Origin of the sequence: Nonomuraea sp. NPDC050383 (genome assembly GCF_044459125.1) — a bacterium.
Classification (GTDB): domain Bacteria; phylum Actinomycetota; class Actinomycetes; order Streptosporangiales; family Streptosporangiaceae; genus Nonomuraea.
In genome coordinates, this window is the sequence record NZ_JBITIP010000032.1 from 16,983 (window position 1) to 31,843 (window position 14,861).

At 71.4% G+C, this 14,861-nt stretch carries 14 protein-coding genes; 4 read left to right on the plus strand and 10 right to left on the minus strand.

Annotation, left to right across the window (positions count from 1 at the left end):
- Positions 1 to 98: 98 nt before the first annotated feature.
- Positions 99 to 1,346, minus strand: a complete 1,248-nt coding sequence (locus tag ACIBG4_RS41380) for a glycosyltransferase (RefSeq protein ID WP_355447410.1) — start codon at positions 1,344 to 1,346, stop codon at positions 99 to 101.
- A gap of 156 nt (positions 1,347 to 1,502) precedes the next feature.
- On the opposite strand from ACIBG4_RS41380, the gene ACIBG4_RS41385 reads away from it, so the two are divergent.
- Positions 1,503 to 2,108: a helix-turn-helix domain-containing protein gene (locus ACIBG4_RS41385; protein WP_310710695.1), complete on the plus strand. Its 606-nt coding sequence runs from the start codon at positions 1,503 to 1,505 to the stop codon at positions 2,106 to 2,108.
- Between the two features lie 50 nt (positions 2,109 to 2,158).
- On the opposite strand, the gene ACIBG4_RS41390 is transcribed toward ACIBG4_RS41385, so the two are convergent.
- The 4 genes from ACIBG4_RS41390 to ACIBG4_RS41405 are packed head-to-tail and all read right to left on the minus strand — an operon-like array spanning position 2,159 to position 6,004.
- Complete coding sequence (locus ACIBG4_RS41390) at positions 2,159 to 3,247, minus strand: ABC transporter ATP-binding protein (RefSeq protein WP_397208025.1); 1,089 nt, start codon at positions 3,245 to 3,247, stop codon at positions 2,159 to 2,161.
- Complete coding sequence (locus ACIBG4_RS41395; protein WP_355447416.1) at positions 3,234 to 4,013, minus strand: ABC transporter permease; 780 nt, start codon at positions 4,011 to 4,013, stop codon at positions 3,234 to 3,236. The genes ACIBG4_RS41390 and ACIBG4_RS41395 overlap by 14 nt, the downstream gene beginning before the upstream one ends.
- Positions 4,006 to 4,872, minus strand: coding sequence for an ABC transporter permease (locus ACIBG4_RS41400; protein WP_397208027.1), 867 nt, complete (start codon positions 4,870 to 4,872; stop codon positions 4,006 to 4,008). The genes ACIBG4_RS41395 and ACIBG4_RS41400 overlap by 8 nt, the downstream gene beginning before the upstream one ends.
- A gap of 7 nt (positions 4,873 to 4,879) precedes the next feature.
- Positions 4,880 to 6,004, minus strand: a complete 1,125-nt coding sequence (locus ACIBG4_RS41405) for a spermidine/putrescine ABC transporter substrate-binding protein (RefSeq protein WP_397208029.1) — start codon at positions 6,002 to 6,004, stop codon at positions 4,880 to 4,882.
- Between the two features lie 176 nt (positions 6,005 to 6,180).
- Between ACIBG4_RS41405 and ACIBG4_RS41410 the strand changes: the two genes are divergently transcribed.
- The 3 genes from ACIBG4_RS41410 to ACIBG4_RS41420 all read left to right on the plus strand — a co-directional run bounded on the left by ACIBG4_RS41410 (position 6,181) and on the right by ACIBG4_RS41420 (position 9,313).
- Entirely contained in the window at positions 6,181 to 7,320 is a 1,140-nt protein-coding gene (locus ACIBG4_RS41410) for a hypothetical protein (protein ID WP_397208031.1), read from the plus strand.
- A gap of 115 nt (positions 7,321 to 7,435) precedes the next feature.
- Complete coding sequence (locus ACIBG4_RS41415) at positions 7,436 to 8,398, plus strand: SIS domain-containing protein (protein WP_397208033.1); 963 nt, start codon at positions 7,436 to 7,438, stop codon at positions 8,396 to 8,398.
- Between the two features lie 144 nt (positions 8,399 to 8,542).
- Complete coding sequence (locus ACIBG4_RS41420; RefSeq protein ID WP_397208035.1) at positions 8,543 to 9,313, plus strand: TetR/AcrR family transcriptional regulator; 771 nt, start codon at positions 8,543 to 8,545, stop codon at positions 9,311 to 9,313.
- Between the two features lie 13 nt (positions 9,314 to 9,326).
- On the opposite strand, the gene ACIBG4_RS41425 is transcribed toward ACIBG4_RS41420, so the two are convergent.
- From ACIBG4_RS41425 to ACIBG4_RS41445, 5 genes are all read right to left on the minus strand, one after another.
- Positions 9,327 to 10,121: a hypothetical protein gene (locus ACIBG4_RS41425; protein ID WP_397208037.1), complete on the minus strand. Its 795-nt coding sequence runs from the start codon at positions 10,119 to 10,121 to the stop codon at positions 9,327 to 9,329.
- Between the two features lie 154 nt (positions 10,122 to 10,275).
- Entirely contained in the window at positions 10,276 to 10,854 is a 579-nt protein-coding gene (locus ACIBG4_RS41430) for an ATP/GTP-binding protein (protein ID WP_310710686.1), read from the minus strand.
- Positions 10,835 to 11,197, minus strand: coding sequence for a DUF742 domain-containing protein (locus tag ACIBG4_RS41435; RefSeq protein WP_310710685.1), 363 nt, complete (start codon positions 11,195 to 11,197; stop codon positions 10,835 to 10,837). Before ACIBG4_RS41435 ends, ACIBG4_RS41430 begins: the two co-directional genes overlap by 20 nt.
- 26 nt (positions 11,198 to 11,223) lie before the next feature.
- Positions 11,224 to 11,646 carry a roadblock/LC7 domain-containing protein gene (locus ACIBG4_RS41440; protein WP_175595573.1) on the minus strand — a complete coding sequence of 141 codons (423 nt, stop codon included), beginning with the start codon at positions 11,644 to 11,646 and terminating at the stop codon, positions 11,224 to 11,226.
- 25 nt (positions 11,647 to 11,671) lie between these two features.
- Positions 11,672 to 14,836: a nitrate- and nitrite sensing domain-containing protein gene (locus ACIBG4_RS41445; RefSeq protein ID WP_397208040.1), complete on the minus strand. Its 3,165-nt coding sequence runs from the start codon at positions 14,834 to 14,836 to the stop codon at positions 11,672 to 11,674.
- Positions 14,837 to 14,861 lie beyond the last annotated feature (25 nt).

Below are 14,861 nucleotides of genomic sequence, written 5' to 3' on the forward strand. Positions count from 1 at the left end.
CTGACCCGCCGTTGTTCCTGGCCGGTCGTTGTTCCCGACCGGCCGTTACTGCTTGCCGGTCGTCGTTCCTGGCCGAGCCGTTATTTCTGGCCGAGCCGTTATTCCTGGCCGAGCCGCTCGATGAGGTCGGCCGCCTTGCGCAGGCCGTCGCGGCGGCGGATCTCCTCGCCCGCGGCCTCCAGCCGGGCGCGCAGCTCGGTGTCGCCGAGCAGGCGGTCGAGCGCACCCGTCAGCTCCTCGTCGCCGAAGGCGTAGGTGGACAGCCGGACGCCGTAACCGAGCTCGTGGACGCGCTGGGCGTTGTCGTACTGGTCCCAGAACAGCGGCAGGAGGATCATCGGCTTGCCGAAGTGCAGCGCCTCGGTGGTGGTGTTGTTGCCGCCGTGGGTGATGACCAGGTCGCAGAGCGGGATGATCTTCGTCTGCGGCACGAACTCGGCGCCCCACATGTTGTCGGCCAGCTTGATCTCCTCGTGCAGCGGGCCCTTGGAGACGATGAACTGGTGCGGCGTGGTGGCCAGCACGTCGATCACCCGCTGCATCAGCTCCACGTCGGAGGAGCCGAGCGAGCCCAGCGAGAAGTAGACCAGCGCGCCCTCGCCCCGCGGGAAGGGCAGCTCGAACGGCTCGTCGGTCTCCCGGACAGACGAGTCGAGCCGGTGCCACGTGGGGCCCAGCGGACGCTCGGCCGTGTAGTCGAGGATCTCCGGGAAGACGTAGAGGTTCAGGTCGCCTTCGTGGATGAAGTCCAGGTCGGGCAGCGGCTCGGTGCCCTGCTCGACGCTCCACTCGTTGAAGGCGCTCCACAGCTCGCGGTGGGTGCGCTCGTACTCCGCCCGGAAGGCGTCCCACTCGCCGCGGTCGTCCGCGGGCAGGCCGGAGAAGACCGGCGCGACGTTCTCGCCGCGCACCTCCAGCGGGTTGCAGGAGACGATGCGGACGAACTTGCGGCCCGCGGTGAGCAGGGCCGGGAACGTGATGACGTTGTCCTCGACGATGACGTCCGGCTGGACGCGCTCGATGATCTCCTTGAGGCGCGGCTCGCAGTACTTCACGCCGTCGATGAGCGACTCCCAGATCGGCTTGGTGACCGTCTCCAGCTGCTCCAGCGTGCTCTTGCGGTACTCGGGCGCGGTCTCGCGGATGAAGTCCTTCCAGAACTGACCCGCGTCCTGCTCCTCCTCGGCCGGCGGCGCGAGGTCGACCAGGTCCTCCTCGAAGCCGAGGGCCTCCAGCTTGCCCTTCCAGGAGGCCTCCGCGGCGAAGACGACGCGGTGGCCGCGGCGGCGCAGGATGTCGCCGATGCCGATGCAGTTGTTGGTGGGCCCGTAGGCGCTTTCTGGCATGAACAGGATCGTGAGAGACATCACGTTACTCCGGAGGGGGCGAACTAGTTGAACGTGAATTCAAATACTCATCTAGCGTAAAGGTCAACTTCAAGGCACTATGGTCACGGCTTCCTGAATGGGAGGCGAACAGCTCGGGGGAACGAGGTGGTGAGCATGGCCCAGCGCAAGAGCCGCACCGACCGGCGCATCGACCTGATCGAGGCGGCGCGCCGCGCCATCATCCGCCACGGCATCGACGGCGTCCAGCTCTCGCACGTCGCCGAGGAGGCGGGCCTGACCTCGGGCGCCGTGCTCTACCACTACCCCGACCTCAGCGAGCTGCTGGTCGAGGCGCAGCACGCCGGGATGGAGCGCTTCTACGAGCAGCGGCTGCGCCGGCTCTCCACCGTGACCGACCCGGTCAAGAAGCTCGTCATGACGATCCGCTCCGGGCTGCCCACCGGGCCGCTCGACCCCGACGTGCGCCTGCTCAACGAGCTCGGCGGCGCCGCCGGCCGCAACCGGGTCTACGGGGTGCTGCTCACCTCCCTGTACGACCGGCAGGTGTCGATGTACCAGTCGATCCTGGACACCGGCTCCGCGCTCGGGGTGTTCCGGCTGAGCGGCGACTCGCAGTCGCTGGCGCGCAACCTGGTGGCCCTGGAGGACGCCTACGGCTACCGCATCACGGCCAGGCACCCGGTGATCGGCCCCGAGGAGGCGGCCGAGCTGATCCTGTCCTACGCGCGCACGGCGACGGGCAACGACCTGGTGCACTGAGCCCGTCGCGATGGGGCCGGTTCTCCGGGGGGCGGTTCTCTGTGGGGCGGTCATGGCGTGGCGGGGATGACGACGGCGTCACCGGCGTCCCAGCCGAGCCGCACCTTGGCGCCCGGCTGCACGGCGCTGGCGCCCTGCACGGCCACCAGCACCGGCTTGGCGTGGCCCGGCACCTCCACCGAGAGGTGCGAGACGCCCCCGTAGAAGCTGACGTCCAGCACGCTGCCCTCAAGCCCCTCGACGGGCTCCCCGGACTCGGCGTCGCCGGCGTTCTCGTCGGCCGGGTCGCCGGACCGGTGGAGGACGATCTGCTCGGGCCGGACGCACAGCAGCGCGGCGGCGCCCTCCTCCAGCTCCTCCAGCGGGGTCCCGGCCAGCTCCCCGAGCTCGCCCGCGTCCACCCCGCCCGTGCGGGCCGTTCCCCGGAACAGGTTGTTGGCGCCGACGAAGCCCGCGACGAACGGGCTGCGCGGCCGCTCGTAGAGGGCGACCGGCTCGTCCACCTGCCGGACGCTGCCGCTGTCGAAGACCGCGATCCGGTCCGCCAGCGACATGGCCTCCTCCTGGTCGTGCGTGACGACCACGAACGTGATGCCGACCTCGTGCTGCAGCCGCTTCAGCTCCAGCTGCATGTCGGCGCGGACCTTCTTGTCCAGCGCCGACAGGGGCTCGTCGAGCAGCAGCAGGCGGGGCCGCTTGACGATGGAACGGGCCAGGGCGACGCGCTGGCGCTGGCCGCCGGACAGCTGCGCCGGCTTGCGGTCGCCGTGCGCCGACAGGCCCACGGTCTCCAGCACCTCGCCGACGCGCCGCCGGATCTCCTCGCGGGGCAGCTTCTCCCGCTCCAGGCCGTAGGCCACGTTCTTGGCCACGGTCATGTGCGGGAACAGCGCGTACGACTGGAACATGAGGCTGATCGGCCGCCGGTTCGGCGGCAGCGCGAGCAGGTCGTCGCCGTCGAGCGTCACCGTGCCGTCGTCGGGCGTCTCGAACCCCGCGATGATGCGCAGCAGCGTCGTCTTGCCGCAGCCGGAGGGGCCGAGCAGCGCGAAGAACTCGCCCTGCCCGATCTCCAGGGACACGCCGTCCAGCGCGGTGACCTGGCCGAACCTGCGGGTGATGCCGTCAATCTTGAGCACGTGCTTCGCCGATCTTGGTCATGCGCTGGCCCGCGATCACCGCGGTGAAGCTCACCAGCAGGAGGATCGCGCCGAGCGCGTTGATCTCGGGGGTCACCCCGAACCGGATCATCGAGTAGATGACGATCGGCAGCGTCTGCTGGAGGTTGCCGATCGTGAAGAAGGCGATCACGAACTCGTCGAGCGACAACGTGAACGCCAGCATCGCGCCCGCCACGATGCCCGGGGTGAGCTGCGGGAGCGTGACCCTCATGAAGGTGGTGACCGGTCCCGCGCCGAGGTCGCGCGAGGCCTCCTCCAGCGACGTGTCGGTGTTCGTCAGGCGGGTGCGGACCACCGCCGCGACGAACGCCATCGCGAACACGCCGTGCGCGAGGATCACCGAGTACAGGCCCAGCGTGAGTTGAATCAGACCGTAGAAGAGCAGCAGGCCGATCGCGAGCACGAGGTCCGGCAGGACGGCCGGCATGAGCGCGACCGCGTCCAGCGTGCGGGAGCGGGTGTGCCGGGCCAGGCCGACGGCCAGCAGCGTGCCGAGCACCGTGGCGATCACGGTGGAGCCCGCCGCCACGATCAGCGTGTTCAGCAGGCCGTCGAGGACCCGCTGGTCCTGGGCCAGCACGCCGTACCACTTGAGGCTGAAGCCCTCGTAGGTGTAGGCCGACTTGCCGGAGTTGAACGACATCGCGACGACCACGGCGATCGGCGCGTACAGGAAGACGATCGTCACCCAGAACGGGACGTACAGGAGCCTCGACCTACGCACGGCGCGCCGCCCATGCCTGCACCAGGAGCAGCACGATGAGCACCGCGACCAGCGCGAGCGTCAGCGCTGAGCCGAACGGCCAGTCACGCGCCTTGAGGAACTCCGTGCGGATCAGGTTGCCCACCATGATCGACTTGCCGCCGCCCAGCATCTCCGGGATGACGAAGTTGCCGAAGCTCGGCACGAACACGAACAGGCACCCCGTCATCACCCCCGGCACGGTCAGCGGCAGCGTCACCTTGCGGAAGGTGGTCAGCCGGGACGCGCCGAGGTTCGCCGACGCCTCGCGCAGCTGCGGGTCGAGCCTCTCGATGGCCGCGTACAGCGGCAGCACCATCAGCGGCAGGTACGAGTAGACCAGGCCGACGACGATGGCGCCCTTGTTGTAGAGCAGCTCCAACGGGCCGAGGCCGAGGCTCTTCAGGGCCGAGTTCACCAGGCCGGGGCCGTTGAGCAGGATGATCCAGGCGTACATGCGGATGATGAAGTTCGTCCAGAACGGGAGCACGATCGCGACGAGCGCGACCGTCTTCCACTTCCGCGGCAGCCGGGCGATCAGGTAGGCCGTGGGGTAGCCGAGGGCGAGCGCTATGAGCGTGGCCAGCGCCGCGATCTCCAGCGACTGGCCGAGCACCCGCAGGTAGAGCGGGTCGATCAGGCGGGAGAAGTTCTCGGTGGTGAACTCGTAGACCACCCCGCCGAAGCGGCCGCGCTGGAAGAAGACGTAGCTCAGCACCAGCGCCAGCGGCACCAGCAGCAGCACGACGAGATAGGCGAGGCCGGGGGTGAGGAAGACGAACGCGCCCAGCCGGCGCCGGCCCCTGAGGGCGGTCGCCGGCCGGGTCCTTACCGGGGACATCACTGCGTCACTGCGCCGTGACCTCGGTCGACAGGCGCGTGTACTTGGTCGACGCCTGACCCAGGTCGATGATCGACTCGCCGTTGAGCAGCTCGGCGGGCTTGATGCCGAGCAGGGAGCCCTTGGGCGGGTTCACCCGGTCCATGGCGGCCTTGTTGGGCACCTTGTAGTTGATGTTCTCGGCCGCCCAGCTGTGGATCTCGGGGTCGAGGATGTAGTTGATGAAGGCGTGCGCGGCCTCCTTGTTCTTGGAGGACTTCATGATCACCATGGTGTCCACCCAGAGGTCGCTGCCCTCCTTCGGCACGACGAACTTGATGTTCTGCTTCTCGTCGGTCGTCGGGCACCAGCCGTCCCACGCCTCGACCATGATGGCCTCGCCGCTCTTCAGCTTGTCGCCGAACGTGGTGTCGTCGTACCCGAGCAGGTGCGACTTGGCCTTGACGAGCAGCTCCTTGGCCTTGGCGATCTCGTCGTCCTTGTCGGTGTTGACCGAGTAGCCGAGCGACTTGAGCGCGGGCAGGGCCAGCCAGCGCTCGGTGGTCATCATGGTGACCTTCTTGTCGGCCCAGGACGGCGGGTTGAGGATGTCGTTCCAGCTCTTCGGCTCGGCCTTCACCAGGTCGCTGCGGTAGCAGATGCCGGTCGTGCCCCAGGTGTAGGGGACGGAGTACTTGTTGCCCTTGTCGTAGGAGAGCTGGGTGGCCTCGGGGTAGAGGTTCGACAGGTTGGGGATCAGCTCGGGGTGGATCGGCTCCAGCAGGCCCTGCTCGTTGAGCGCCTGGGCGTACTGGCCGGACACGAAGGCCACGTCGATGCCGCTGTCGCCGCCGGCGGTGAGCTTGGTCATCGCCTCTTCGTTGGTGGCGTGCAGGGTGACCTTCAGGTCGGTGACCTTGAGCTTCTCCTTGACCTTGACGGGCAGCTCCTCCGGCGTGTAGCCGTCCCACACCGTGATGCTGACCGACTGCTTGCTCAGGTCCGCGTTGGGGTTGAGCTGGTCGGCCTCTGCTTTCGCCGCCGAACCCGCGCCGCTGCTCGACGACTCACCACCGCACGCCGCCACGGCGAGCGCGAGGCCGGCCACCGCTACGACGGCCGGAAGACGACGGGTGAACCGGAATCGGGACAAGGCCGCTACTCCTTCTGATGACAAGGGACGAGGGGTCGCGCGACCAACGGACACGGCAGACCAGAGCAGGAGTGTTGCAGCAGAAATCAACATGAGCAAGACTTTTGCGGACATTGCCACCTGGAAGTTTGGTCATGCTGTTGAATCCCGATTCAATATGGGACCGGTTGATCTCCGTGGGTGAGAATCCCCTCACCCAGCGGGACCGCGGCCTCACAGCTGCGCTCGTCGCGTCGTTGGCGGACGACGTGCCCGCACCCTTCGCCGTACGCCGGCTCGGCCCGCTGCCCAGCCTCTCGCACCGCGAAGCCGCCGCCGACACCGGGGTCCCGGTCGAACGCGACTTCGGAGAGCACGTCGATCAGACAAACTATTCGGTGGTGGTGAGTGATCGGGTCGTCGTCAAGTGGCTGACACCCCCGGCGCCGATGCCGCATCCCGCTCCTGACGTCCTCGCGCACCTGGCCGCGACCGGTTTCCGGGAGATCGCCCCGCCGTTCGCCGCCCTGACACTTCACGAAAAGTCCGGCCAGGTGCTGCTGCTGGCACTCGTGACCGGCTACCTGCCGGGGGCGCGCGACGGGTGGGAGTGGTGCGTGGACGAGGCCGAGGCGGGACGCGCCGCGTTCGCGGCGGACCTCGGCCGCCTGACCGCCGACCTGCACACGGCCCTGTCCACCTTCCACCCCGGCGACCCGTCCGCCCTCCGTCCCGCGGGCCTGGCCGGACCCGTGCCCGAGGCGTCTCGCGGTCCGGCGGCCGGGTACGGGGCGCGGGCGGAAGGGGCGCTGCGGGAGGCGCTGGAGCTGACCGGCGGCGAGGACGGCGCGTGGCTGGCCGCGCGGGAGGCCGATCTGCGCCGCGAGCTGGAGCCCCTGCACCGGCCCGCCGGCTCCGCGCCGCAGATCCGCATCCACGGTGACCTGCACGTGGGCCAGATCCTCCGCTGGCGTGACGGCTACGCCGTGATCGACTTCGACGGCAACCCGACCGTGACCGGCGCCGAGCCGTACCAGCCTGCCGCCCGCGACGTCGCCCAGCTCGCCACCAGCCTCGAACACGTCGCCCAGGTCGCCGTCAGGAGGCGCGGCACGCCGCCCGCGGCCGCCGCCCGCTGGGCCCGCGAGACCCGCGACGCCATGCTGGCCGCCTACCGCCTCCGCCTGGCCGAGCGCGGACGGCCGGAGCTGCTCGACGAGACGCTGCTGCGGCCGTTCGAGATCGAGCAGGAGTGCCGCGAGCTCGTCTACGCGGCCCGCCACCTGCCGCGCTGGCGCTACGCCCCGATGGGCGTCCTGCGCACCTGGTACCCATGACCTCCCACGACCACCCCGCCCACGCGGCGCCCGAGACACCCGGCGGACGCCGCTCCCACGCGGCGTCCGTGACATCCGCGAGACCCGACCCTTCCGAGCATCACCTGGAGATCCGTTGAACCCCGAGCTGTTCCTGGCCGACCTGGAGGCCAAGCCCGCCGCCCTGGAGGCGCTGGCCGGCGAGCTGGCCGCCGGCGACCCGTTCGAGGGCCTGCCGGGCGACGTCGAGCGGGTGCTGTTCCTCGGCATGGGCAGCTCCCGGTACGCCGCCGGCGTGGCCGCCCTCCGGCTGCGCGCCGCCGGGATCGACGCCTACGCCGACTACGCCTCGGCCGCCGCCACCTACCCCGCCACCCCCGGCACGCTGGTCGTGCCGATCTCGGCCACGGGCGGCAGCCGGGAGACGCTCGACGCGCTCGCCCGCTACGCCGGCACCGAGGTGTTCCTCGCGGCCCTCACCAACGCCCCCGGCTCCGCCGTGACCGAGGGCGCCGGCCTGGTGGTGCCGATGCGGGCGGGCGAGGAGCGCGGCGGCGTCTCCTGCCGCACGTTCCAGCACACGCTGGCGCTCCTGCTCGCACTGGAGTCGCGTCTCACGGGCACCGCCCGCGACCTGCCCGCCCTCGTCCGCCGCGCCGCCGAGGCCACGGCCGACCTGCTGGACCGCCGGAAGGAATGGCTGCCCGTGGCGCTGGAACTGCTGGATGGCCCGCACGGCGTCTACGCCGTCGCCCCCGCCGAGCGGCTGTCGTCGGCCGAGCAGTCGGCGCTCATGGTCCGCGAGGGCCCGCGCCGCCCCGCCGACGCCTGCGAGACCGGGGACTGGGCGCACGTGGACGTGTACCTGACCAAGACCCTCGACTACCGCGCCCTGCTCTTCCCGGGCTCCCGCTACGACGAGCAGGCCATGGACTGGGTGCGGCAGCGCGGCTCGACGGTGCTGGCGGTGGGCGGCGACGTGCCGGGGGCCGCGGCGTCGATCCGCTACCGGCACGACGACGACCCCGAGGTCGCGCTGCTGACGGAGACGCTGGTCGCCGAGATCGTCGCCGCCCGCTGGTGGGCCGCGGCCTCCTGATCGTCGCCGAGAGGGCCGCCGGCCTCGTCCTCGGCCACGACCGGCTGCCGACGGAGCCCGTCCCGTTCCACCGCCGCACACCCTCACTCACTCCGGCGGTGGGGTCTCGGAGCGTCCGTCAACGTACGGTGTACCGTACGGAGGGTGACGACCGAGTACGTCGGCAGGGGTGACCCCGCGCGCAGCCTCGCGCTGCTGTGGCGGACCAGCGAGCGCGCCAGCCGCAAGGGCAAGCCCGACCTGAGCGTGGACCGGATCGTGCGGGCCGCCATCGAGGTGGCGGACGCCGAGGGGCTCCAGGCGCTGTCCATGCGCCGCGTGGCCGAGCGGCTGGGCGTCGGGACGATGTCGCTGTACACGTACGTGCCCGGCAAGCCGGAGCTGTTCGACGTCATGCTCGACACCGTGTACGGGGAGATCGACCGGTCCGAGGACCTGCCCGGCGGGTGGCGGGAGCGGCTGGAGCGCATCGCCCGCCAGAACTGGACGCTCTACCTGCGCCACCCCTGGCTCGCCCAGGTGGCGACCAGCCGCCCGGTGCTCGGACCCAACGGCACGGCCAAGTACGACCACGAGCTGCGCGCCCTCGACGGGATCGGGCTGACGGACGTCGAGATGGACGCGGTGGTCACGCTGGTGACGGGGTTCGTCCACGGCACGGCCCGGGGCGCGGTGGAGGCGTCGCAGGCCGAGAGCGAGACCGGCATGTCCGATGCCCAGTGGTGGGCGGCGCACGCGCCGTTCCTCAACCGCGTCGCCGACGCGAGCCGCTTCCCGACGGCCACCCGGGTGGGTCAGGCGGCGGGCGAGGCCATGGGGACGGCCTACAGCGCGGAGCGCGCCTTCGAGTTCGGCCTCCAGCGCGTCCTGGACGGCATCGAGGCCCTGGTGGCCCGCCGCGCGTCCGCCCCCTGACCGAGCCGCCGGGTCAGTGCAGGGCCGCCGGGGCGGTGGCGGCGGACAGGAGGACCTCGTGCTGCCCGGCGGTGGGCGGCCGGGTCCAGGTGAGCCCGGGGCCGCCGGAGGCGACCACGTGGGACACGACGGCGCGCAGCAGCGCCTCCGCGGGCGCGGCCGCCTGCTCCTCGCGCGCCTCCCGGTAGCGGTCCAGCACCCGGGCCAGGTCGATCATGACGGTGTTCTCCGCGTCACCGGCTGTGTCGCCCTCGGCCGGGGCCCGCACGGTCAGGAGCAGGAGGCCGGCCTCGTCCTCGGCCTTCCAGGCGGTGATGCCGGCCGAGGGCGGGGCGCACACGATCTCGCGGACGGCCTCGGCGAAGCGCCGGCCGTCCATGCCGTCCGCCGTTCCGCTCAGCCAGCCGGCGCGCAGGTGGAGCACGCCCGGCCCCTCCGCGGCGCCGTGCTCGGCGACGAGGTCGCGGACCGTGCCCTCCGGGTCGTGCAGGGCCGCCTCGCCACGGGCCGCGAAGGCCTCGGCCAGTAGATGGAGCGAGATGGCCCGGGGCGGCCCGGCGGTGACGATCACGGCCTGGGCGATCTCCAGGAGCGGGGCGTCGGCCTCGTCGTGGAAGGCCCGCAGGCCCTCCGTGAACGCGGTCCCGGTCTCCGCGTCGAGCACCGGGCCCCACGCGTGCCCAGGGGCCTCCTGGGGCTCTCCAGAGCCGTCCTGAGCGGCGGAACGATCACGGCGTAGCCACCAGGTGAGCGCCACGGCCACGGCGACGGCCGAGACGGCGAGCGCGATCCACACCATACGGTCCACTCCCCTCCCCCTCGAAGCCCCCGTCGGGCTCCTCATCGGACAGGGCCTAGCAGCGTAATGGCGATCACGACCCGCTCACCTCCTATTTCCCGAAATGTCGTGAAATAGGAGGTGAATGGGGGGTTTCCGGCCGGAAGGCCGGCGTGGCGGTGGGCTAGGAGACCGGCGCGGCGCGGAGCCGTACGACGTGCTCGACCAGCGAGATCAGCGTCGCCTTCACCGAGTCGCGGTTACGCGCGTCCGTGCGGACGATCGGCACGTGCGGCGACAGCGCCAACGCCTCGCGCACCTCGTCCTCGGAGTGCAGGAACTGCCCGTCCCAGCCGTTGACGCCGACCACGAACGGCAGCTTCGCCTCCTCGAAGTAGTCGATCGCCGGGAAGCTGTCGGCCAGCCGGCGCGTGTCGAGCAGCACGACGGCACCGATGGCGCCGCGCACGAGGTCGTCCCACATGAACCAGAACCGGTGCTGCCCGGGCGTGCCGAACAGGTACAGGATCAGGTCGCGGTCGAGCGACAGGCGGCCGAAGTCCATGGCCACGGTCGTCGTCTGCTTGTTGGGGGTCATGCCGAGGTCGTCGATGCCCGCGGACGCGTCGGTCATCACCGCTTCCGTGGTCAGCGGAAGGATCTCGGACACCGCCCCCACGAACGTCGTCTTGCCGACGCCGAACCCGCCCGCGACGACGATCTTCGTCGACGTGAGGCCGGGGCTAGAGCCTGCGAAGTCCACTGAGCACCCTTTCGAGCATGTTGAGGTCTGGCTGTCCCTGGCTGAGGCGTGGCTGGTGCAGGCGGACAAGCCCTTCGTCGGACATGTCCGCCACAAGCACCCTCGCCACGCCCAGCGGGACCCGGAGCAAGGCCGAGATCTCGGCGACCGACCGGAACGTACGGCAGAGCTGCATGATGGCCTCCTGCTCGGGAGTCAGCAAGGCCATCTCGTCGTCCGGTATGGACATGGACGAGATCAGCGTCTCCATCGCGAGGTGGTAGCGAGGCTCCGAACGGCCGCCGGTCACCGCGTACGGACGGAACAGGGGCTCGTCGTCCCCGTTGCCGTCAGTGCCGTACACGACCCTCTCCCATCAGTGTCATCGCCTCACCGTGTCCTGGCAGCCTGGAGCTCCGCGCGCAGGGCCGGCGTCAGCGCCTGGCCCGCCCGGTCGACCAGCAGCGTCATCTGGTACGCCACCAGCCCCATGTCGCAGTCGGGCGCGGCCAGCACGGTGATCACCGAGCCGTCGCTGATCGCCATCACGATGAGCAGCCCGCGCTGCATCTCGACGACCGTCTGCGTGACGGAGCCGCCCTCGAACACGCGGGACGCGCCCACGGTGAGGCTCAGCAGGCCGGCGGACACCGCCGCGAGCTGGTCCGCACGGTCCGGCGGGAAGCCCTCGGAACTCGCCAGGCAGAGACCATCGGCCGAGACGACGACCGCGTGCGCCACGCCCGGCGTGTTGCGCACGAAGTCCGTGATCAGCCAGTCGAACCGATGCGCCTCATGGCTCAGCGTCGTCACGCGTCCTCCCTGGAAAGACGCTCGCTCACTCTTGTTCCTCCTGTTCGCGTACTTCCGCCCGTCCCCGGCGCACTCCCTGCTGGAAGCTGGCCATCCGGCTGCGCATCCGGTCAGCGGAGACCGGTGGCGCCGGCGCCTGCCGCTGCTGCCGTTGCGGCTGCGCGGCCTGCGAGCCGGCCGTACCTGGGACCAGGTTGGCCTTGGGGGTGCGCTTGGGCAGCCCGGCGGCGGTGATGCCGCCGAGACTGGGGTCGCTGGCCGCGGCCGCCGCACGCCAACCGGCGTCCGCGGCCGTTCGCCACGCTTCCTCCCCAGAGACTACGGCTTGCGATGGGTTGTGCTCATCACGGCCGGGCGCCGAGGTCGCCTGCTCGCCCGGCGGGCGGCGGAACCAGGCCGACTCCACCGAGGCGAAGATCGGCAGGTACTCCTCCTGGCCCTTGTCCATCGGGGACACGTCCACCGAGGGCGGCGACTCGGGTCTGCGCACGTCAGCGGTGCTGTACCCCGAGGCGGCCGGCGCCGGCGGCGGCGTCTGGAACGCGCCATTACCACTTCCGGCGCCCGGGAAGCCCTCGCGGCTGGGGAAGCCCTCACGGCCGGCAAATCCGTCGCGGCTCGGGAACGCGTCGCGGCTGGGGAGGGGCTCCCGGCTGGGGAAGGGGTCCCGGCTCGGCATGTCCTCGCGGCCGGGGAGGTCCTCCCTGCGGGGCAGGCCCTCCCTGCGGGGTCCCCGGGTGCCGGGGGCCGGCGGGGCCGACGGGAAGCCGCCGGCGCCCTCCTGACCGGGATGGGACGGGAAGCCGCCGGGCGCGTCGGGGCTCGGGTACGACGGGAAGCCACCGGGCGCGTCGGGGCTCGGGTACGACGGGAAGCCGCCGGGCGCATCCGGGCTCGGGTACGAGGGGAAGCCGCCGGTGTCGTACGACGGCTGCCGCAGGGCGCCGCCGTCGGTGTCGGCGGTGAAGGGCGGCCCGCCGGGGCGGCCCGTGCCGTTGCCCGCGGTGCCGAAGGAGTCGAGGCTGCCGAAGGAGCGGAAGGAGCCGTTCTGCGCGGGCGTGCCGTGCCGACCGCCGCCCCCGCTCCCGCCGGGTCCGCCGGCGCCACTGCCCGCCAGAGCGGGTCCGCCGAGCCCCGGACCGGCCAGGCCAGGACCGGTGAGACCCGTACCGGCCAGGCCGGGGCTGGTCAGGCTGGAGCCGCCGAGGCCGGGCCCGCGGCCCGCCGGGGCGACGCCGGCCGGGTCGCCGCTGCCAGCGAACGCGGGGCGCTGCGGCAGCGGCGGCTGGGAGCCGTCGGCGACGAGCGCCGGAGGCAGCAGCACCATGGCGATCAGGCCGTTGCCGTCGCCCTTGCGGAGCTGGACGCGGATGCCGTGGCGCAGGGCCAGCCGTCCGACCACGAACAGGCCCATGCGCCGCGAGACCGACACGTCCACGACGGGCGGCTCGGCGAGGCGGCGGTTGGCCTCGGTCAGCTCGTCCTCGGTCATGCTGATGCCGGCGTCCGTCACCGACAGCAGCGCGCCGCCGCCCTCGATGAGGCTGCTCGTCACGGAGACCTGGGCGTTGCTCGGGGAGAACTGCAGGGCGTTCTCGACCAGCTCGGCCACGAGGTGGACGAGGTCGTTCGCGGCACTGCCGACCACCGAGGTGCCCCGGTGGACCTTCACCTGGACGCGCTCGTACCCCTCGACCTCCGACAGGGCGGCGCGCACGACGTCCACGAGCTTGGCCGGCTGGCTGCGCCGGCGGGAGGGCTCGTGGCCGGCGAGGACCAGGAGGTTCTCGGAGTTGCGCCGCATGCGGGTGGCCAGGTGGTCGAGCTTGAACAGGTCGGCCAGCCGGCCGCCGTCCTGCTCGCCCTTCTCCAGGCCGTCGATGAGGGAGATCTGCCGCTCGACCAGCGTCTGGGTGCGGCGCGAGAGGTTGACGAACATCGAGCTGATGTTGCCGCGCAGCTCGGCCTCCTCGCCCGCCAGCCGGACGGCCTGCCGGTGGACCTGGTCGAAGGCCTTGGCCACCTCGCCGATCTCGTCGCTGCCCTCGACGTCGATCGGCCGGACCTCCGGCACCACGTCGCCGTTGAGGCGCAGCTTGCGGACCACGTCCGGCAGCCGGAAGCCGGCGATCTCCAGGGCCTCGGTGCGCAGCCGGCGCAGCGGGGTGACCATGGAGCGCGCGATGGCGACGGTGAGCAGCGCGACGAGCAGCAGCAGGGCGAGGATGAGGACACCGGCGATGACCGCGTTGCGCACCTCGGCGTCACGCAGCTCGGTGCCGCGCAGGGCCAGCTTCTTGTTGATGTCCTCCTCCACCGAGTGGAGGGCGCTGATCGTGGTGGCGTTGTCGCTGAACCACTGGTCGGCGGCCGAGATCTTGCCGGGGTCGGTAGAGGCGAGCAGGTTCTGCCGGATGCGGACGCCCGGCTCCTTGCCGCTGGCCAGCGTGATGGCGCGCGACTTGATCAGCTCGGTGTTGTAGTACTCCGGCCTGGTCAGCGCCTTCTGCAGCTGGATGGCGACCTGGGGGCCGGCCTCCTGTCCGACGGTGGTGATGTCGGAGCGCTGGGCGGCGTTGGAGGCGATGAACCGCTCGACCTCCTTGGCGTCCATGCTCCCCGGGTTGTAGTAGCCCTTGAGGAGCTGGACGCGCTGGCGGGAGATCTCCTCCTTGGCGCGCGCGATGGCGCCCAGCGCGCGGAACTGGCCGATGATCTGCGAGTCGTCGGTGAGCAGGCTCAGCTCGTCGTGCAGGCGGAGCAGCGTGTCGAGCAGGGTGTTGTAGCGCGTGGTGTCGCGCTGGCCCTCGGTGCGGGTGCGGGGCAGCTGGCGGATGTCGAGCCGGGCCCGCTTGACGACGTCGAGGACGCGGACGCCGTACGAGTCGTCCATGGCGTTCATGTCGGCCTGCACGGTCTTCACGAGCTGGTCGACGGCGGCCTTGCGCTCGGCGTACGGCTTGGCGAGCTTCCTGCGCAGGGCCCTGGTGGCGTCGACCCAGCCGCCGCCCGTGTCCCGCTCCAGGCCCACGGCCTGGACGAGGTCGCGGATGTGGCCCGCGTCCTCGGCGGCGCGGATGGTGCGCTCGTAGTCGCTGATGCTCTGGATCGAACCGACCACGCGGGCGCCCCCCAGCGCCACGCAGACGACGGTGGGAACCAGGATGAGGGCGGTCAGACGCCATCTCACGCGCCAGTTGCGCAGCCCGAGCCGA

Bases quoted from the DNA above. Each gene is read 5' to 3' on its own strand.
- ACIBG4_RS41380 (WP_355447410.1), bottom strand. From the start codon at position 1,346: ATGCCAGAAAGCGCCTACGGGCCCACCAACAACTGCATCGGCATCGGC.
- ACIBG4_RS41385 (WP_310710695.1), top strand. From the start codon at position 1,503: ATGGCCCAGCGCAAGAGCCGCACCGACCGGCGCATCGACCTGATCGAG.
- ACIBG4_RS41400 (WP_397208027.1), bottom strand. From the start codon at position 4,872: ATGTCCCCGGTAAGGACCCGGCCGGCGACCGCCCTCAGGGGCCGGCGC.